Genomic DNA, 20,002 nt, shown 5'->3' on the forward strand with positions numbered 1-20,002 from the left:
GCAGATTGCAAAGTCCAGTATTGCCATTAAACCAAATTACGTTTAACTGAGGTGGAATGACAACTGGATAAAGTAGAGATGAAAAACGAGCATGGTCATTATTTTGAGGAATCCATCGAAGCGTTAGCCAGTAGATTGATCCAATTTGAGGCTACAAGTGCAGAAAGGGTCAATCAATGTGCAGATTATTGTTGCGACTGGTTGCGTAGCCATGGACTCAACGTCGACGTTTATGTGAATCAGGGATTAAAAAGCGTGGTGGCGACTGTAGGTGAAGGGGAATCTACGCTCATCCTGAATGGACATCTGGATGTTGTACCGGGGCAGCCGGAGCTGTTTGTTCCGAAAACAGCAGATGGGCGACTGTACGGCAGAGGTAGCTACGACATGCTGGGAGCAGTGGCCGCGATGATGGTGCTGACGGCAGGATTGGTCAAGGATCCTCCTGATTGCAAAGTGATTTTGGCATTGGTGCCAGACGAAGAGACTGGTGGTGAGCTGGGGAGCGGCTTTTTGGTCCAGCAAGGAATACTCGGGGATTTGGTCATTTGCGGGGAACCGACGAATTTCAAGATAGGCGTTCATGCAAAAGGGATTCTACAGCTAAAGGTCGATGTAAAAGGAAAAGCTGCGCATGGCAGCAGACCGTGGCTGGGTAAAAACGCCATTCTAAAAGCGATGGAGCATTACCAATCAATCGTCTCCATGGATGTTTTTCAAGAAAGCACAACGTATTTCAAGCAGCCGTCCATCAATTTGGCAAAAATACAGGCGGGAAAAGTATATAATCAGGTGCCTGACTTTTGTTCAATGGGGATCGACATTCGATATTTACCAGGGCAAAATCCTGACGAAATTATGGATCAAATCAGAGCATTGCTGCCAGATGCCGAGATCAAGGTTGAATTTCAGGGCAGACCAGTAGAGACCAAAAGCGACGATCGATTTGTTAGAAGATTATGTGAGGTTGCCACTCAGCTCGCGGGAGATCAGGTTATTCTCTTCGGGCAGGATGGATCAGCGGATACACGCTTTTACGCTGCAAAAGGGGTGCCTGCTGTTGAGTTTGGTCCAGTTGGTGCGAACCATCACGGGCCGGATGAGTATGTCGATATCCATTCCTTGTATGTGTACAAAGACATTTTAAATAAATTGACTAAAAATTCAAAAACAAAGGGTGAATAACATGAGTTTTCGTGACAAGGTAGCGATTGTAACAGGTGCTGGTTCGGGTAATGGGCGGGCGATTGCCCTGCAATTTCTGGCTGAAGGGGCAAAAGTGGTGATTGCCGACATTAACGTGGATGGTGCAAACGAGACCGTATCCCTCTCCGAACATGGTGACAATGCGCTAGTCGTAAAAGTGAACGTGACGAAAAAAGCCGAAGTAGAGAGCATGATTGCACAAACCGTTGAGCATTTTGGAACGCTCGACATTTTGATCAACAACGCAGGAATCGTCAAATTTTCCACCTTCCTAGAGATCGAAGAGGAAGAATGGGACCTGGTCCATGACGTGAATTTGAAAGCACCATTCTTGTGCTCGCAAGCGGCAGCCAAGGAAATGATCAAATCGAATACGCGTGGCCGGATTATCAATATTACATCGGTAGAGGCACACCGCATTGTATCCAGCAGCGGTCATTGCCAGCCACACTACAATTCCTCCAAGGGTGGTCTGAATTTGCTGACCAAAGCGATCGCGCTTGAGCTCGCTCCGCATGGAATTACGGTTAACAGCGTTGCTCCGGGTGTAGTGGAAACACCGTTTACAGCAAAAGGTCTGGAAAACCCGGAAATTCGAGCATGGGTACTTGATCGCGTTCCGGTAGGACGTGTGGCAACGCCTAATGATATCGCCAATGCCGTTCTGTTCCTGGCAAAGCCTGAGTCAGAGTACGTGACAGGTGCGACGCTGTTTGTCGATGGCGGATGGACAATCCACTAAACAAATTTGGAGGGCGAATCAGATATGACAAGGCTGGATATGAACCGTCTGAAAGAACTGGAAGCACAAGGTGAGATTGATACGATCATTATTGCTGGTGTGGACATGCAAGGCAAGCTGTTTGGAAAGCGTGTGCCGGCGTCCTATTTTATTGAGGATGCCAAGGACGGGATACATACCTGCGCGCTCAATCTGGCTTGGGATGTCAGCTTGAACTTCGGTGGCTTCAAGTTTTGTAACTGGGATACGGGCGTTCACGACATGAAAACGGTGCCTGATCTGTCGACACTTCGTCCGTACCCATGGCAAAGCAAAACGGCGTTTGTACTAGCTGATTTGCAAAATAAAGATGGCTCGGATGTTTCCATAGCACCTCGCAACATGCTGAAGCGGCAAATCAACAAGGCACGGGAACAAGGCTTCATGGCAAAGGCAGCTTCCGAGATCGAATTTTATGTGTTCCGGGAAACGTCTTCCTCCGTGCGCGAAAAGAACTACAACAATTTGACGCCGCTGTTTGAGTATCCGATCGACTATTCCCTCTATCGCCTGACGGTAGATGACTGGTTCCTTAGCCAGCTGACTCGTAATTTGGAGGCGGTAGGAGTACCGATCGAAGCTCTCAAAGGGGAGTGGGGAAATGGTCAGATCGAGCTGAATGTTCGCTATGCCGAGGTTTTGGAGATGGCGGACCGTACGGCTATTTATAAAAATGGCATCAAGGAAATTGCGGCACTGAATAATCTAATGGCGACTTTCATGGCAAAACAGGATGCCAATGATTCCGGTAGCAGCGGACATACCCATATCAGCCTGTGGGATACCGAAGAAAAAAATAACCTCTTCTACGATCCCTCTATGGAATACGGACTCTCACAGCTCGGTCGCTACTTCCTTGGGGGCATGCTGGAGCTGGCACCTGAGATGATGCTGATGTATGCCCCTTACGTCAATTCCTACAAGCGCCTCAGCAGCTTTGGCTCCGGCGCACCGAATACGGTCAGCTGGGGGATTGATAACCGCAGTACATCCTTCCGCTATGACGGCAAAGGCAAGTCCAGCCGTTTTGAAAACCGCATTCCCGGAGCAGATGCGAACCACTATTTGGTGCTTACCGCGATGATGGCATCAGGAATGTACGGGATCGAGAATAAGATCGACATTCCACAGCCTGTGAGTGGAAATGCGGCCGATCAGCCGGTTCCGCGTCTCCCCACCAACCTGTTTGATGCTATCCGCCTGTTTGAAAAGAGTGAACGCGTAAAAGAATTGCTTGGTGAAGACGTTTTTGATCACTATTTGCAGGCAGCGCAAAACGAGCTTCAGGACTTCTTGACTGCTGTTACGGATTGGGAGAGAAAGAAGTACTTCGAATTTATTTAGGAGGAAAAATAGATGGCTGTCGATCAATTGAACCGTTGGAATCATAACTGGATTAATGGTGAAAAGATAGAAACCGATCAGGTCGTTGCTGTACACAATCCGGCAACGGGTGAAGTGATCGGCCATGTTCCCAGTCTCACCGAGGAATTGGTCACAGGTGCAGTGGATGCAGCCAGCCAGGCGCTCCCTAGTTGGTCTCGGCTAACCGCGAAACAAAGGGGCGACTATTTGCTAGCGTGGGGAGAGCGCATTCTTTTGCACAAGGAAGAATTGGCACAGCTTCTCTCGCTTGAACAGGGAAAAGCCCTGAAAGAGGCAAGGGGAGAAATCGGAGGATCGGTTGAAATTCTTCGCTGGTATGCCGAAGAGGCCAAGCGCGCTTACGGAGAAATCATTCCCTCTTCAAATCCAGGCCAGCAATTGTTGATTTATCGCGAGCCAGTCGGTGTTGTCGGGCTGATCACTCCGATGAACTTTCCTGCTGCTACACTGATGCGTAAAATAGCGCCAGCGCTTGCAGCGGGCTGCACAGCGATCTTGAAGCCGGCGAGCACCACCTCGCTCATCGCAGTTGCGTTGTTTGAGCTTCTGATGGATACGAACCTGCCCAAAGGGGTAGCAAATCTCGTAACAGGCAGCTCCAACGTGATTGGAACAGTACTGATGAACGATTCACGAGTGCGCAAGGTTTCCTTCACAGGGTCTACAGAGGTAGGCAAGCTGCTGATGGAGCAGGCAGCAAAAACGGTCAAAAAACTCGGACTGGAGCTGGGCGGCAATTCACCTGTAATCGTCTTCCCGGATGCCGATCTGGACAAAGCTGCACGGGATATCGTGGACAACAAGTTTGAAAACTGCGGGCAGGTATGCAACGGAATTAACCTGATTTATGCACATGAAGATATTCGCGAGCAGCTGGCAGAAAAAATCGTAGAGCTGGTCAATCGTTTGAAGGTAGACGTTGGCACACAGCCGGAGACGGATATCGGGCCGCTGATCGACCAAGGAGCTGTCACAAAGGTGGAGGCATTGGTCGAGGACGCGATTGCCAAGGGTGCCAAGGTGCTGACAGGCGGAAAGAGATTGCAAGATGGCGTTTATCAAAAAGGTAACTTTTATGCGCCTACTGTGCTCGATCACGTAACACCTGAGATGAACATCACCCAGGAAGAGATTTTTGGACCAGTGGCACCGATTCTTACGTTCAAGGATGAGGAAGAGGTATTGAAGCGTGCAAACGACACACCGTATGGACTGGCAGCCTATCTTTTCACGAAAGACGCAGCGCGCATCTATCGCGTGATTCAGGAATTGGAAACGGGAAACATTGGCGTAAACGGAACCTCGCTTGCCTATGTCCAAGCTCCATTCGGCGGGGTAAAGGAAAGCGGTATGGGCAGAGAAGGCGGCCGTCACGGCTTGGATGAGTACCTGGAGTCCAAATACGTTGCGTTGACCCTGTAGACCGGTAGAAGAGCAATGAACTGACAGACAGTGGCAAAGTGAGCGGGTGGCAGCAAGCCAGTCTGTACCCGCTTCACTTTTGACCACAGAACATCTCAAATAAGGTGGAATGGCGTATGGGAAGTATTTCGAGTGCAGAATTGAATCAGAGCAGCACTGAAACAGGTCACGATACCGAGAAGTTCGGGTATAAGCAGGAGCTGCATCGTGGACTGACATTAAAAGACCTCATCATTTATGGTTTAATCACCATGCTGCCGATCGCGCCCATTGAGGTGTATGGACTTGTAGCAGGTGCAAGCTTTGGGATGGTTCCGTTTGTATACATGATTGGGATCATTGCGATGGTATTTACCGCGCTGAGCTACAATACGATGAGTAGGGAGTTTCCCATTTCAGGTTCTGTCTATTCCTATGTACAGCGTGGTTTGAATCCACATGTAGGATTTGTAACAGGCTGGCTGATCATGATCGATTACATTATGTGTCCAGCGCTGCTGACAGGGTTTGCTGCATTGTGGTTGAACCGAATCATTCCGTCTATCCCTATTTATTTAATTATTCTGATATTTACCATCATCAATACATTCATTATCGCTCGCGGAATCACGCTGACTGCGATTGCCAACCGGATCTTTCTTGCCATGGAGCTGATCATTCTTGCACTCTTTATCTTTTTTGCCGTAAAGTATGTCTTTATCGATGGACATGGCGCGGGCGGATTCTCTTTGGAGCCGTTGTTCCAGGCAGACAAAATGGACCTCGGCTTTCTCGCAACGGCTACTTCAATTGCAGTTTTAGGATTTTTAGGCTTTGACGTTATCAGTACGTTGTCTGAGGAGGTCAAAAATCCGGTCAAAACAGTCGGTAGAGCTACTGTATCATCTCTTCTGATTATCGGGCTGCTGTTTGTGGTTCAGACCTATGTAGCGGCGCTGGCTCATCCGCAATACGAGAATCTCGACCCTGACATGGCGATGTTTGATATCGCAAGAGAGGTCGGGGGAGACTGGCTCTACTATACGTTCATCATCGTTGGCGTTCTCGCAGTAGGTGTCGCGAACGCGCTTGCGATTCAATCCGCTATCTCCCGTATTATTTATTCCATGAGCAGAGACAAGCTTCTTCCATTTTCTGGGGTATTGGGTAAAATTCATCCGCAATACAAGACGCCGTTCAATGCGACCATCTTTGTCGGGATCGTTACACTGGTCGTTGCGGTTACTGTTTCAATCGAATCGATCGTGCAGCTGTTGAACTTTGGCGCGCTCACTTCCTTTATGCTGCTGAACATAACCGTTTTTGCTTACTTCTTTATTAAAAAACGTCAAAGAGATTTCAAGGGCTTTTTGAAATACGCCGTACTTCCGGCAATTGGTTTTAGTATTATCGCGTTTGTTTGGTCCGGCTTTGACGCCAGGACGTTCATGGTTGGTTTCGTATGGATGGCGATCGGGATCATCATGGGTGCGGTGAAATCAAAAGGATACAAAGAAGTGCCTCCAACACTTAGGGATGTTTAAGAAAACAGAATTGTGTTACAACTAAATAGAACCATCAGCCAAAAAGGCGCATGATGGGATCATTTCTCTTACTTCATATATGAAAATATGTGAAGTTTTTTCTTTGCTACAAAGAAAAACGAATAGATGCGATGAACTTAAGGGGGTGTTTCCCATTTCAATCGTAAAAGTTGCCATCATTGCCGGATATGAAACAACCAGTCAACGAATCTGTGACCAGCTCACGGCTCTTTGGGGAGCGTATATTTCATTCATCCCGATGGCTGCAGGCCGTTATGAAGAGAGTATGGCACAAGATGTCGACTTGATTTTGGTCAGTTCCCATATCATTTTTACTCGTTCTTCACCTGCTGTGATCAATAAACGGACAGATGTACAAATAATCGGGAGAACGTTGTCCAAAGCAGGGTGGGAAAAAATCAAAAATCTACCCGACGGAAATTATCTGGTGGTCAATGATGAGCGCGACTCTGCTGTGGAGACGATCTCGTTGATCTATGAATTAGGGCTCAGAAATGTCAATCTGCTGCCATGCTATCCTGGCGTTCCAGAGCAGCCAAAATCAGCTATCGCGATAACGCCTGGTGAGCGCAGCTATGTTCCCGCTCATATTGAGCATGTGATTGATGTAGGCGAGCGGGTCGTTGATATTAGTACGATGGTGGAGATGCTGACCCGCTTTCATCTCCTCAATCATGAGACGACGCTCATCTTAAATGAATACGCGAAAAAAATCGTATCGCGCAGCCAAGGCTTACAAGCGACCATGGCCGGTTTGATTCACACGAAAAACATGTTCGAAGAAACGCTAAACATGGTGCAGGACGGCGTCATTACGTATGATGAGCGAGGAAAGATTACATTCCTCAACAAAGTAGCGGAGGAAATTTTGGCCTTGCCGTTTTCTCGCGTAGCCAACCGCGATATACGTGGTGTGTGCAGAGAAATGCAGATTGATACAAGCTTTTTAGACGAGGATATGCAAAATCAATTAATTACGATCCAAAACCAGAATATTTTGGTTAATAATATGAAGATTTTGAGTCGCGGGAATGTGGCAGAAGGTGTCATTACGCTCAAGATTGCCAAGGAAGTCGAGGAATTAGAGCTAAAGCTCAGGACCCAGCTCAGAACGAATGGACATACGGCACGCTTTCACTTTTCAGATATCGTAACGAATTCACCGATCATGAAGCGGGTGGTCAGCCGTGCACAGCGTATGGCACCAAACGATTTGGGTGTGCTCATCCTGGGCGAAAACGGAACGGGGAAGGAGCTGTTTGCTCACTCTCTCCACAATGCATCGCTCAGGGCCAACTTTCCCTTTGTTGCAGTTAATTGCAGCGCGCTCCCTGAGTCGTTGTTGGAATCCGAGCTGTTCGGGTATGAAGATGGGGCCTTTACGGGTGCGAAAAAAGGGGGAAAGCCCGGCCTGTTTGAACAAGCTCACAGAGGAACGATCTTTTTGGATGAGATCGGCGATATTTCTCCCCATCTGCAAACCAGACTTCTTCGGGTTGTTCAGCAAAAAGAGATAATTAAAGTAGGGGGAACCAAGGTGCTCCCGGTCGATGTTCGCGTCATCGCAGCGACAAATCGCAATTTGGTTACGATGATAAGGGAAGAGAAATTCCGCGAAGATCTATACTATCGGCTCAAGGTATTGCAAATCGAGGTACCACCGCTTCGGGAACGAAAAGAGGATATCCCTTATTTGGCCCAGCACTTTTTGAAGAAAAAGAAGATGCCCACGGTATTTCCTGAGCCCATCATGGACGTCATTACACAGTACCAATGGCCCGGAAACGTCAGGGAGCTGGAGAACACGATTGAATATTTAACGATTATGAACGATGGAGACTTACAAATCGAGGACCTGCCCTTTAGCATTGGCGAAACTGTTGTGCAGGTAGCAAGCGCAAGCGACAAGATGGTCCAGCCGAGACAGGAGGTGAATCGGCGAGATCAAAAGCTTGTGCCTGCTGAGTATGTAGAGATGAACCTCGAGCGACTCCTTTTGGAGCTAGTTCTGGAAGCCAAAGTGAGAGGGTTTCATACAGGGCGGAAGCATCTCATGCAGCTGGCTAGAGAAAGAGGGGTTCTTTTGACAGAGAACATGATTCGTAGGCAGGTCGATTCTCTCCGCCAAAAAGGACTGGTTAACGTAAAAATAGGGCGAGCGGGCTGTCAACTAACGCCGAAGGGCTATGCCTATATAAAGAATCAAGAGGAAGATCTCTAGACTACTGTCTTCATGAAAAAAAAGGATATAATGGAGGTAAATGAAAGCGGAAAGAAAGGATGTGGTAACAGATGCAACAAAGAGGAGTTCGTATGGGTTACTTCCTAGCCATTTCGCTTTTGCTTTCAGCCTTGTTTTACTTCTTTGCCTCGAATTGGCCTGCGCTTGATCGATGGGGAAAAATCGGTGTGAGTGCTGCGGTATTGGCTCTTTTTTATCTGTTTTCCTATGTGGGAGCATTCATATTAAAACGGCATTCGTTCATTAGTAATTGGCTGTTGGTAGCAGGGGGGGTGGCATTTGGGCTGAGCGTAGCCATGCTTGGGCAAATATACAATTCCCACGCGGATAGCTACATGCTTTTTGTCGTCTGGTTCATCCCCAATCTGCTTTTTGCCATTTGGACCCGTTATCAGCCCTTTTACGTGATAAGCTACGTTCTCGCGCACCTGGCAGTCTTCTTCTTTCTGGATCCTTCTGTTGTCAATGTGGCTCGCGAGGATGAATGGTGGTTCATGGTTTTCTGGCTGATTGCACTCGTGAATATCTCGTTATTCTGGCTCACCTCGACAGGGAGACTGCAATCGCGTCCGATCTACTACTTGTCCTTTTTTGTCTTTCAGGTAAGCCTGTTTACCTCTTCTTTTGTGGATGTATACGGCCCGTTTCCAGAGCTTTTATATATGCTACTAGGGGTAGGCTTATTTATCACCTTCTTAAAAGGGGTACCGAATCGTGGCTTGTTGATCGCCACATCTGCGTTTTTGGCCCTGTTTTTACTGGCGAATTTCTTTTGGTTCATGATGAAGCACTTCTCAGAGGGCTTCTTTGTGATTGCTTTGCTGGTAGCGGCCGGACTCGTATGGGGAGCGGTGGCTGGTATCAAATGGGTGCGTCAGGAATCGCCATATCAACAGAGCGGTTGGGTGCGGTTTTTCCAGGAGGCGTTTACGGTTCTGGTCACTACGATTTCTTCCTTGATCGGGGCCATCTCGTTGACGGGGCTGCTGTTTCTGATTTTGGAGGATGAAACAGTTGTTCATTTTATCTTCTTCTTGTCTTTGATCGGCTTTGTTGCGCCGGTCCTGTTCTACTCTAGAATGAATGCTACGGTGAGGTATACGCTGCTTACGATGGGATATCTCCTCGCAGCCGGCTCATCGATCTTTCTGGAGGGCTATTACTGGATCTTTTTTCTGGCTGTGCTTCTGTATGCGTGGTTTACTTTATCCAGCATTCCAGCGAGGTTGTTGACTCAACTGGCATTTCTGCTCGTCCTGTATTTTCAACTGCAGCATCAATATGTGGTTCGTGAAGAGCTAGCTTTGCTAATTGTGATTGTCTCACAGCTAGCGATGTATTTCCTTCCGCGTTTGCCAGTCGTTTTGCAAAACAGCTCTTTGGTTTATGCGCTGATCAGCTTTTTAGCGCTGACGGAGACGAATTCGTACGGCCCTGCTATGAATGTGGCGATTAATCTGGTGTTTTTCGGGTTTACCACATATATGCTCTATCGTACCCTGCATCAAAACAGGCGAGTTGATTTTGGAATCATCCTCGGCTTTTGGTTCGCCTTTTTACTAATGAAATACTACGACTTTCTTTGGAGCTTGCTGCACAAATCGCTCTCACTGATACTACTCAGCTTGTTGTTTTTTGCGGTCAGCTATTGGCTCGAACGTCGCTCGACAGAAGAAGCACCACTACAGACACCGTTTTTTTCGCAAAAGCATAAACGACTCTTACTTGGTGCTACAATTCTGCTGCAATTTGCGCTGCTGGGCTATCAAGTATTGAGCAGCGAGTCCATCTTAACCAACGGAACGACAGTAAAGCTTGAGCTGGCACCCGTAGACCCGCGCTCCCTGCTGCAAGGGGATTATGTGCAGCTGGCTTATACAATAGCTACCTTGCCGGATACGGACTTCGAGGCAGGCAAGAAGCTTCGGGTTGTGCTGAGGAAACAGGAAAACGGGATACATGAATATAGCGGGTTCTACGAACAAGATGGTGTGTGGAATCAGCCGTATGAAAAGCAGGCGGATGATGTCATCATCAACGGGACAACGCTTGGCTACCAACGGATCGAGTACGGGATCGAAAGCTTTTTTGTCCCAGAAGGAACCGGTCTGGAGATCGAGAGGACCGCAAAGTACGCGATTATCAAAATAGGCAGCAAAGGCGATGCCCTATTGGAAAGCTTGTCGCCAGAGTAAAGAGACTGTAGAAAGAGGCTGCTCGCTACTGAGCAGCTTCTTTGCATGCTTTGGGTAAAGTCATTCGTTACCAGTCTGTAACCTTTTTTTGTCGAACTTTTCCTATCATAGAAGGAATTGCAGATCACAGTCTCGGCTGTGTTGTGCTGACCGCAAGCGGTCACATCCAATTTTTTGAAAGACGTCAAGGGCGTTTTTTCACGGAAAAGGGAGGAGTTACCGTTGAACAAGAGCGCAAAAAAAGGGATTTCATTACTGCTGGCAACATCGGTTTTGGCTAGCCCATTTGTCTTGGTACCGAATGCTGCATATGCACTTACCGTTGAAGAGGTTTCGGCGGACGATACGGGTGTAGACGAGGAAACAGAATATACAATTGAGTTCGAAATCGACAAGGAACTGAAAGCGGGCGGTACGATCACCGTTAAATTTCCTTCTGGATATCAGGTAGACAAAAACCTGAAAAAGAAGGATGTTACGCTAGAGGATGACGACGGCGATAAAATCGCGATTTCCAGCGTGGATGCATCCAAGACAACTGTCGATATCGAAGTAGACGAAAAGATCAAAAAAGGCACAATCCTCGTATTGACCATTGATAAAGTAACCAACCCGGACGACAAGGACAGTTATTCGATCGGTGTGAAGACGAGTGCTGAGAGTACGTACAAATATGAAAAAATCAGCATTGGCAAATCCTCGAGCAGCAGTAGCAGCGGGAAATTCGGAGTCTCACTTAGCAGCAAAGACTCAGAAGCGGCAATCTCGCTGACACTGGGTAAGCTGAGCCTGGCTTCCAAGACAAAGCTCAAAAAGGGCCAATACATTTACGTGAACTTCCCGACCAAGGACATGCTTCCCAAGAGCATTAACAAGTCTGACGTTCGAGTGAATGGTGAAAAGGTTGATTACGTATCGATTTTGTCTAATAATTCGGTTCGTATCGAGGTTCCGAGTCGAGTAGATGGAGACAACTATATTGATCTAGAATTTTCGAAATCAGCAGGAATCGTGAATCCATCAAAGGCAGATAAATATTATACCTTTACGATTGAATACGATGATAAAGAGTATAAATCAAAAGATGTAGAGGTTACCGGCTCTTCCTCCTCCAGTTCTTCATCGATCTCGGTGGGGATGTCCGATTATAAAGCAGGAGCACGCGCCAGCTATACGCTTGATTTGGAACTATCCGAAAGACTGTATTCAAATACAGACATTCAAGTTGACTTCCCAACAGCAGATATGGTGCCGCCTGTGCTCTCCGCTTATAATGTAACGGTGAACGGAGACCAGGTGTCGAACCTGTCCACCAGTGGAAGCAGGGTTAGTTTCCGTACGCCAAGTGGATTCAAGAGCACAGACAGCGTAACGATCCGATTTACTCAGGATGCGTATATTACCAATCCTAGAACGGCAGGTTTTTATAACATCACCGCCAAAGTGGATGGCAAAACGTATCGCTCCAAAGAATTCCAGATTACTGGTGCGGCAATACCTACCCCAATTCCGATAGACAATTCGCTGGCAACCATTGGCCTAACAAGAGCGACAGCTGCTACGCCTGCTGGCCTTTCGATCGGTATTAAAGGTCTGGGTGTTGCGGTTCCACGTGCCCAAGGCTTCGTGGAGGTCGTACTTCCTGTTGGATTCCGCGTACCTGCCTATCTGCCAGCAAACACGGTGACGGTAAATGGTGTGGCTGCCAACTATGTGGGTGTGCGTGGACAAAATCTCATTATTTATCCTTCTCAGGATATTCCGGCACAAACCGCAGTTCAGGTAAATATCGCGGAAACAGCAGGTGTCGTGAATCCGGCGACTGCTGGTGTATACAGCATCGGTGTGTACACTTCAGAGGAAAAAGGATTGCTGTTTGCTCGCCCAACGACCATCGTTGCGCTGAACGGTGTCAGCTTCAAAGCGGATGTAGCGAATTTTACCAAGTCGGGTAAAACAACTGCTCTGGCAGTGGCTCCTTATACGGTAAACGGCAACACGCTGATTCCTACTACGTTTTTCCGTGATGCGCTAGGCTTCCAAATCAGCTACACAAAAACGACAGCGAAGGTCGTCAGCGGAAATACGGTCATGAATTTTAAAGTGGGTTCGAACGTAGTCAATATTAACGGACAAAACGTAACCCTTCCTGCAGCGGTTCAATTGAAAAACAATATTCCCACGCTGCCATTGAAAACAATTGCTGACCGTACAGGCTATAAAATCATTTATGTGAACGGAAATTACACCGTTTATAAATAGAGTGCGAGCAAAGCCCCGTCTATGGCGGGGTTTTTTGTTCTAAAAGGACATCCCCCTCCATACGATTGTACAAGAAGGGTACGTTAGGGGGGAGTAATCATGAATGACCACTTGAAGCGGCCTCGCCATGAAATCGTAATGATCAATCGACGCAGCTTGGCAATTTCGGGAGTGAAAAACGTCGAAAGCTTTGACAGCGAAGAATTCCTCTTGGAGACGGATGGCGGCTTTTTAACTATACGTGGCCAAAATCTTCATATGAAAAATCTGAGTTTGGAAACCGGAGAAGTAGCGATCGAGGGCCTGGTCCACGAAATGGCCTATCTGGAGCAAGGGCAGGCGTCAGATCGGTCGAGAGGATTCTTCGGCAAACTGTTCAAGTGAGTATCGTCACTCAGTTGCAGACGGTGCTGGCCATGTCGACGTGTGGAGCATTAATGGGAATAGGATTTGACACGTATCATGTATTCAAAGGAAAGAGCAGGCTGCCGCTTTGGCTCGTGTTCATCTTTGACATCCTTTTTTGGGTAGGCAGCATGGGCGCTGTTTTCTACATCCTTTTAAAAGTGAATGATGGTGTCATTCGATTCCCCATCTTTTTTGGAATGATCTTTGGTGCATGGCTGTATTTTTTAATAGGTAGTAAGAAGTATATCCATTTTTTACACCGCGTGATAAAATTTTGTCAGTGGTTATACCGAACAATTATACAAATCATTGACACCCTCGTAGTACGTCCCGTGTTGTTTTTGTACCGAGTGATCCTGATGTTGCTGGCATTTTTGTATTCCGTATTGCTTGCGATCACAGGCTTTTTGTGGAAGGTGACGCGTTTTGTCATTTCTCCGTTTGCCAAATGGGGTCAAGTTTTGGGGAAAAAAATGTTCGGGAAAACAACAGGAATTTGGACCAATTGGAAGAATTGGTTTCACTCAAAGAGAAAGCGGGAGTAAAAACGAGGTGGCCTATTCATGAAAGAAGCGATATCCATGCCAACTAATCGAAAAGGGCAACGGCGTAGAATGAGGCTCTTTTTCTTTTTTGTCCTCTGCTTTTTCATCTGGACTGGCTATACCCTCTACTTGCAGAGTGGCGTGCTGGCACAGAAGAAAAACGAGCTGGAGACCCTGAAGCAAGAAGCAGCGGTCTTGCAGCAAAAGCAAGAGGAGCTTACCTATGAAGCGAGCCGTCTCAACGATCAGGAGTACCTGGCTGAGCTAGCGCGCAAACGAATTTTCTACACCAAGCAGGGCGAGAGTATTTACGTGATTCCAGAATAAGTTGCCTTATCTGATCTTCGAGGAGAGGGAGGCTTTCCACATACATGGGAGTCGAGGTCGGGAGCAAACTTGAAGGAAAAGTGACAGGTATCACGAAATTTGGCGCGTTTGTAGAGTTGCCTGGGAATGTGACCGGTCTTGTCCACATCAGTGAGATTTCGGACGTTTACGTCAAAGATATTCATCAGTTTTTGAAGATTGGTGATAAGGTGATTGTAAAAGTACTGAGTATCCGTGAAGGCAAGATTGGTTTGTCGATTAAAAAAGCACAGGAAAAAGAACGTCCGCCGCGAAACCACCGAGAACGTGGAGAAGGCTTTGAAGATAAATTAAACCGCTTTTTAAAAGAAAGCGAAGACCGCCAATCCCCATTGAAAAAGAGCGGGGACAAAAAGGGACGCGGTCGGTGAAATTGGTTCTGAAGATTGTGATTTTTCTTTCTTTATGAAAAGTGTATTTTACTGCAAATTCAGGAAGGGCATTTGAAAGCAATGACGAATACGTATCGTAAGCCCGTTTCGCAAAGCGCGAATCACCTGTCAGCCGACGTTATCCGCCATAACGTCGGTTTTTTTTGTCCAAATACGTTAATGAATTTGTCGCACGATTATGTGAATACACTTTGGTTTTTTGACAAATTTTACAATACCACCTCCGTATAATTGAGAAACACATTGAACAAGAACGGGGTGGTACGAAATGATCGCAAACAAAAATGTCACTGGAGCCGGACAGGTATGGACCAGGCAAGTTTCAGAACGAATGGATACAACTACACGAACGTGGGGAGAGAAGATGGCTGATGCAGCACAGAAGTGGAATGTCCTTCCGCTCCTCATGGGTTTCTTGCTCGGACGTGCGTTGATTCTCGAAGAACTGACCCCTTTTGTCATACCTTATTTCATTGTCATGTTTTATATCCGGCGAGATTGTATCCTAACAACCGGATTTGCTCTGATTCTGGGAGCTTTTACACAGTCGGTCCCCATTGGTTTGCAGACAGTCCTCAGCGTGGTGCTGGCGCTGGTTGTGTGCAAGATCATGGAGAGAACGCGCAGGAAGGATTTCTCCCGTACGCCTCTTTTAGTCGTGACGACGGTATTCATCAGTCATTTGCTTTATGCCGTGTTGACCAACCAGGTTAACACCTATGAGCTAGTGATGATCGCAGTCGAAGCGGTACTCGGATTTGTTTTGACGCTCATCTTTATCCAGTCACTTTCGATCATCCATTTGGCCAAGCCCTATGAGCCGTTGAAAAACGAAGAGATCGTGTCGTTGGTCATCTTGCTGGCGTCATTGATGACAGGAACGGTCGATTGGATGGTAGAGGGCGTGTCAATGGAGCATGTACTCTCACGTTATCTGCTCCTCGTATTTGCCTTCGTTGGAGGTGGCACAATAGGTGCGGCTGTAGGTGTAGTGACTGGTTTAATTCTAAGCTTGGCAAATGTCAGTGCACTCTTGCAAATTAATTTGCTGGCGTTTTCCGGTCTTTTGGCTGGTTTATTGAAGGAGGGCGGCAAAGTAGGGGTTTCCGCAGGACTTTTGATTGGAACAGCTATACTCGCGATATATGGCGGTGCAGAAGAGACGCTTTACCTCTCATTAGTTGAAACTTCAATTGCGATCGCCCTGTTTATTTTGACACCTGCAGCTCTGTGGAAAAAGGTTTCCCGATTTATACCCGGAACTCCCGAAAATCTCCAATCCCATCAGGAATATATGCGCCGTGTCCGTGATGTTACTGCAGGAAAAATTCAGCAGTTCTCTGATTTGTTTACGCAGCTGTCGCATAGCTTTGCCCAGACGGCGGATCGTGATGAGGTCGAGGAACAGGCGGATGCCTTCCTCAGTCGCGTAACGGAATTCACCTGCCAGAGGTGCTGGAAAAAAGAACAGTGTTGGGAAAAGGATATGCAGTCTACCTACGATGGTATGCGCTTTCTTATGGATAAGGTGTACGAAAATGGTACGCTTGCTGGCGTAACACCGCCTCGAGATTGGGAACGGAAATGCGTGAAAACGGAAAAAGTGATGACCGTGATCGAGCAGGAGTTCGATCGCCAGGAGTCGTTTGATCAACTAAAGAAGCAGGTAAAGGAAAGCCGCAAGCTCGTCGCTGATCAGCTGTCAGGGGTTTCGCGGGTGATGAGTGACTTTGCCCGGGAAATTCAACGGGAAGGCATGGAGCTGAGTCTACAGGAAAAGCAAGTTTCAAAGGCGCTGGAAGGACTGGGTCTTTCTGTACGCCGCGTTGATATACACAGCTTGGAGGAAGGCAAGGTAGATATCGAGATCAGTCAGCCCACCTGCTATGGAAGGGATGAGTGCGCCAAGATTGTTGCCCCCATGCTAACCGAAATATTGGGAGAGAATATCGTGGTCAGGGAGCGGCAGTGCGAAGCGCAAAAAGACGGTTCGTGCACGATGTGCCTCGCTTCCGCCAAAACGTTTGAAATTGATATCGGCGTGGCTGGGGCTGCCAAGGACGGCAAGCTGTTGTCCGGCGATAGCTTCCGCACGATGGATTTAGGGAATGGAAAAATGGCCTTGGCGATTAGCGACGGGATGGGAAATGGGGAGCGCGCTTCCCTGGAGAGCCAATCGGCGCTCGACATGCTCCAGCAGCTGTTGCGCTCGGGAATGGATGAAAAAATTTCGATCAAAACGGTGAATTCAGTGCTTGCCCTGCGCTCAACTGAGGAGATGTTTGCCACTGTTGACCTGGCACTGATTGACCTTCAAACTGCTCACACTCGATTTATCAAAATTGGTTCTACACCCAGCTTTGTGAAAAGAAGCCATGACGTCATAACGATCACAGCGAACAATTTGCCAGTGGGCATACTGGAAGAAATCGAAGTAGATGTGGTATCCCGTATGCTAAAGCCTGGAGATCTGTTAATCATGATGTCTGATGGTATTTATGAGGCTCCGCGGCATATCGAGAATCGCCAGATGTGGATGAAGCGGATTATTAGTGAGCTCGAAACCGATGATCCACAGGAAGTGGCTGATCTTTTGCTGGAAAAGGTGATACGGCAGCACTCCGGAAATATTGTCGATGACATGACAGTACTCGTAGCCCGCATCGACCGATTTGTACCGCAATGGGCAGCGATTCAGGTCCATGGGATGCCGAAGCTGGAGCGTCCACGGATTGTAAGTTAAGAGTATGATTTCTGATCTCCCCGTCGATACTGTTGCTAAAACAGGCAGAATGGGGAGATTATTTGTGAAAGAAGCGACACTTAAACAAATTTTGGTGGTGACCGATGGCTGCTCGAATTCCGGTATGAGTCCAGTTGCTGCGGCTTCCCTGGCACGAGAGCAAGGCATTACGGTCAACGTGATTGGCGTCATCGATAAAAGCGAGCTGGGTGAGAAGGGAGAACGTGAGATTCGGGATATCGCAGAAGCGGGAGGCGGTCTGTGTGATATCGTCTATCCGCAGCAGCTGGCACAAACGGTACAAATGCTGACGCGCAAGGCAATGACGCGAACGATTCATCAAGTGGTCAATAAAGAATTGAAAGAGATTTTGGGCGATTCCGGAATAGAGGAGCTGGCCCCGGAGAAAAGGGTACAAGTCGCGGGGATGGTAGATGAGCTGGGCGAAAAAAGCAGCCTCAACGTGGTCATGCTGGTAGACACCTCGGGTAGCATGAAGCCAAAGCTGTCCGCTGTGCAACAGGCGATTCACGATTTCAGTATCAGCCTGCATTCTCGAAGCGGACAGAGCAGAATGGCAGTAGGCTCCTTCCCGGGTAAACATAAATATTTGGACATTCGAATCCCGTGGACAGAAAAAGTAGAGCAGGCCCATCAAATCACCAGCGATTTGGCGATGAGTGGGATTACTCCTACGGGTCCAGCCATTGTGGAAGCAATTGCTTTGTTTGAGCAGGTAAAGCTCCCTCAGTCGTTATCTGACCGTTATACAAGCGTGGAAGAGGATGACGATCACAACGGAAGCTTGCGTGACCATGTCTTCTAAAGTGAATATTCCAGACTTACCGAAGTATTTCCAGGGCAAATGGAACAAAAAATCGTATCACGTCCTAAGGGAGCTGGGGCGTGGGGCGAATGGAGCTGTGTATCTAACCTCTCAGGATGGCGCAGTGCGCGCAGTTAAAGTTGGGCAGGAAGGCATAGATATCTTAATGGAAGTAAACGTGTTAAAAAGCGTGCAGCAGGGGCGGGATTCCCGAGTGGGGCCGCTCCTGTGTGATGTCGATGATCTGATGTTAAACGGCAAGTCTTGTACGTTTTATGCCATGGAATACTTGGATGGGGAGCAGCTGGACCGTTATATACAGCGGGCCGGGACAGAGTGGGTGACAGTGATGATTGTCCAACTGCTTGCCCGGCTCGACATTCTTCACAAGCACGGATGGGTATTTGGGGATTTGAAGCCAGAGAACATAATGGTGACCCAGTCTGACAAGCAGGTACGCCTGATCGATTTTGGTGGAGTAACCAAGCTGGGCAATGCCGTTCGTCAATTTACCGAAGAGTATGATCGAGCTGCCTGGCACGCAGGTGACAGACGAGCAGAGATTGGATACGACCTGTTCTCAACAGCTGTCATGATGGTGCGACTTATGGTTGACAAGGAAACGTGGAAAAGTAGCTTGGGCGACCCGCGCGAGACGGCATTGCTCTGTGATATAATACGGAAAAGTGACAGACTATACCCCTATCGAGTGTCTCTTCTTAAGGCCTTCCACGGAAAGTTCGCAACGGCGGGGGAAATGAGAGCAGAGCTGTTGGCCATTCTGCGAGAGCAGACTGTTGCCGCTATGCAGAAACCAAAGCGGGCATCCAAACCTGTAGGCAAAGGAATCAGTGGCCTGTTTGTCGCCTCTTTGCTGCTCTTGGCTGGAACTTTGTATTATGCATGGTTCATGTGAAGGGTGTGACAGTCGTGTCCTCAGATTTGGTGATGGATGCATGCTTATTGGCTGGCTCGATTATTTTGAAGAACGGTGGAGAGACCTACCGGACAGAAGAGACGATGGCGCTGATAGCACAGGCAGCAGGAATGGATGATGTCAACAGCTCGGCTACGCCGACGAGCATCATTTTGTCTTTCCGCTGCAAGGGGCAGGACCATACACGTATGGTTCGTACTCCGAGAAGAACAACCAATCTAAACAAAATTACATTAGTCAACGATGTTTCCAGAAAGTTTGTCAGTGGTGGAATCAATCTGGAGCAAGCGTATCTGACACTGCGTGAAATTGATCAAAAAAAGCCGCTGTATCCCAAATGGATGCAGCATATGGCAGCCACGATAGCCAGCGGCTCTTTTTCTATGCTGGTTGGTGGAACCTGGTACGATCTCGCTCCGGCCGCTCTGGCAGGGCTGATCGTCAACCTGAGTCAGGAATATTTGGAACAGTTTGTACGAATGAAGTTTTTTACGGAGTTTTCTGCGGCCTTATTGGGAGGATTATTCGCATTACTGGCGGTTACGATTTTTCCGCAGCTGCACATTAGCATCATTATTATTGGTGCGATGCTCCCGATGTTCCCTGGTATTGCGATTACCAATTCGTTGCGTGATTTGTTGGCGGGGGATTTGGTTGCGGGAGTTTCGCGCGGAGTGGAAGCGATGCTGACAGCTGTTTCCGTCGCGGTAGCTACAGCTATTATTCTTTGGTTTATGAGGTGAGCCC

16 protein-coding genes are annotated in these 20,002 nt (G+C 47.9%); all 16 read left to right on the forward strand.

Features of this window, described 5'->3' with window-relative positions:
• Positions 1–78 precede the first annotated feature (78 nt).
• The 16 genes from SB752_RS25105 to SB752_RS25180 all read left to right on the forward strand — a co-directional run bounded on the left by SB752_RS25105 (position 79) and on the right by SB752_RS25180 (position 19,998).
• Positions 79–1,185 carry a M20 family metallopeptidase gene (locus SB752_RS25105; RefSeq protein WP_410718220.1) on the forward strand — a complete coding sequence of 369 codons (1,107 nt, stop codon included), beginning with the start codon at positions 79–81 and terminating at the stop codon, positions 1,183–1,185.
• 1 nt (position 1,186) lies between these two features.
• Complete coding sequence (locus tag SB752_RS25110) at positions 1,187–1,948, forward strand: SDR family NAD(P)-dependent oxidoreductase (protein WP_410718221.1); 762 nt, start codon at positions 1,187–1,189, stop codon at positions 1,946–1,948.
• A 24-nt stretch (positions 1,949–1,972) separates the two neighbouring features.
• Positions 1,973–3,331 (forward strand): glutamine synthetase family protein, encoded by a 1,359-nt coding sequence (locus SB752_RS25115; protein ID WP_410718222.1) that lies wholly within the window; start codon positions 1,973–1,975, stop codon positions 3,329–3,331.
• Between the two features lie 12 nt (positions 3,332–3,343).
• Positions 3,344–4,795 (forward strand): NAD-dependent succinate-semialdehyde dehydrogenase, encoded by a 1,452-nt coding sequence (locus tag SB752_RS25120; protein ID WP_410718223.1) that lies wholly within the window; start codon positions 3,344–3,346, stop codon positions 4,793–4,795.
• Positions 4,796–4,911: 116 nt separating this feature from the next.
• Positions 4,912–6,318, forward strand: coding sequence for an APC family permease (locus SB752_RS25125; RefSeq protein ID WP_410718224.1), 1,407 nt, complete (start codon positions 4,912–4,914; stop codon positions 6,316–6,318).
• Positions 6,319–6,463: 145 nt separating this feature from the next.
• Complete coding sequence (locus SB752_RS25130) at positions 6,464–8,560, forward strand: sigma-54 interaction domain-containing protein (RefSeq protein WP_410718225.1); 2,097 nt, start codon at positions 6,464–6,466, stop codon at positions 8,558–8,560.
• A gap of 71 nt (positions 8,561–8,631) precedes the next feature.
• On the forward strand, positions 8,632–10,776 hold the full coding sequence (locus tag SB752_RS25135; protein WP_410718226.1) for a GDYXXLXY domain-containing protein: 2,145 nt from the start codon (positions 8,632–8,634) through the stop codon (positions 10,774–10,776).
• Between the two features lie 222 nt (positions 10,777–10,998).
• A complete protein-coding gene (locus tag SB752_RS25140; RefSeq protein ID WP_410718227.1) occupies positions 10,999–13,038 on the forward strand; it encodes a copper amine oxidase N-terminal domain-containing protein in 2,040 nt (679 codons plus the stop codon).
• 99 nt (positions 13,039–13,137) lie between these two features.
• Positions 13,138–13,422, forward strand: coding sequence for a sporulation protein YabP (gene yabP, locus SB752_RS25145; protein WP_410718228.1), 285 nt, complete (start codon positions 13,138–13,140; stop codon positions 13,420–13,422).
• On the forward strand, positions 13,419–13,991 hold the full coding sequence (gene yabQ, locus SB752_RS25150; RefSeq protein WP_410718229.1) for a spore cortex biosynthesis protein YabQ: 573 nt from the start codon (positions 13,419–13,421) through the stop codon (positions 13,989–13,991). The genes yabP and yabQ overlap by 4 nt, the downstream gene beginning before the upstream one ends.
• Positions 13,992–14,009: 18 nt before the next feature.
• Entirely contained in the window at positions 14,010–14,318 is a 309-nt protein-coding gene (locus SB752_RS25155) for an FtsB family cell division protein (protein WP_410718230.1), read from the forward strand.
• A gap of 44 nt (positions 14,319–14,362) precedes the next feature.
• A complete protein-coding gene (locus SB752_RS25160; RefSeq protein WP_376909903.1) occupies positions 14,363–14,728 on the forward strand; it encodes a S1 RNA-binding domain-containing protein in 366 nt (121 codons plus the stop codon).
• 289 nt (positions 14,729–15,017) lie between these two features.
• Positions 15,018–17,492: a stage II sporulation protein E gene (gene spoIIE, locus SB752_RS25165; RefSeq protein ID WP_410718231.1), complete on the forward strand. Its 2,475-nt coding sequence runs from the start codon at positions 15,018–15,020 to the stop codon at positions 17,490–17,492.
• A 64-nt stretch (positions 17,493–17,556) separates the two neighbouring features.
• Positions 17,557–18,318, forward strand: coding sequence for a vWA domain-containing protein (locus SB752_RS25170; protein ID WP_410718232.1), 762 nt, complete (start codon positions 17,557–17,559; stop codon positions 18,316–18,318).
• Positions 18,278–19,234, forward strand: coding sequence for a serine/threonine protein kinase (locus tag SB752_RS25175; RefSeq protein WP_410718233.1), 957 nt, complete (start codon positions 18,278–18,280; stop codon positions 19,232–19,234). The genes SB752_RS25170 and SB752_RS25175 overlap by 41 nt, the downstream gene beginning before the upstream one ends.
• A 14-nt stretch (positions 19,235–19,248) precedes the next feature.
• Entirely contained in the window at positions 19,249–19,998 is a 750-nt protein-coding gene (locus SB752_RS25180; RefSeq protein WP_410718234.1) for a threonine/serine exporter family protein, read from the forward strand.
• Positions 19,999–20,002 lie beyond the last annotated feature (4 nt).

This window comes from Brevibacillus sp. SIMBA_040, assembly GCF_046535075.1.
Lineage (GTDB): Bacteria > Bacillota > Bacilli > Brevibacillales > Brevibacillaceae > Brevibacillus.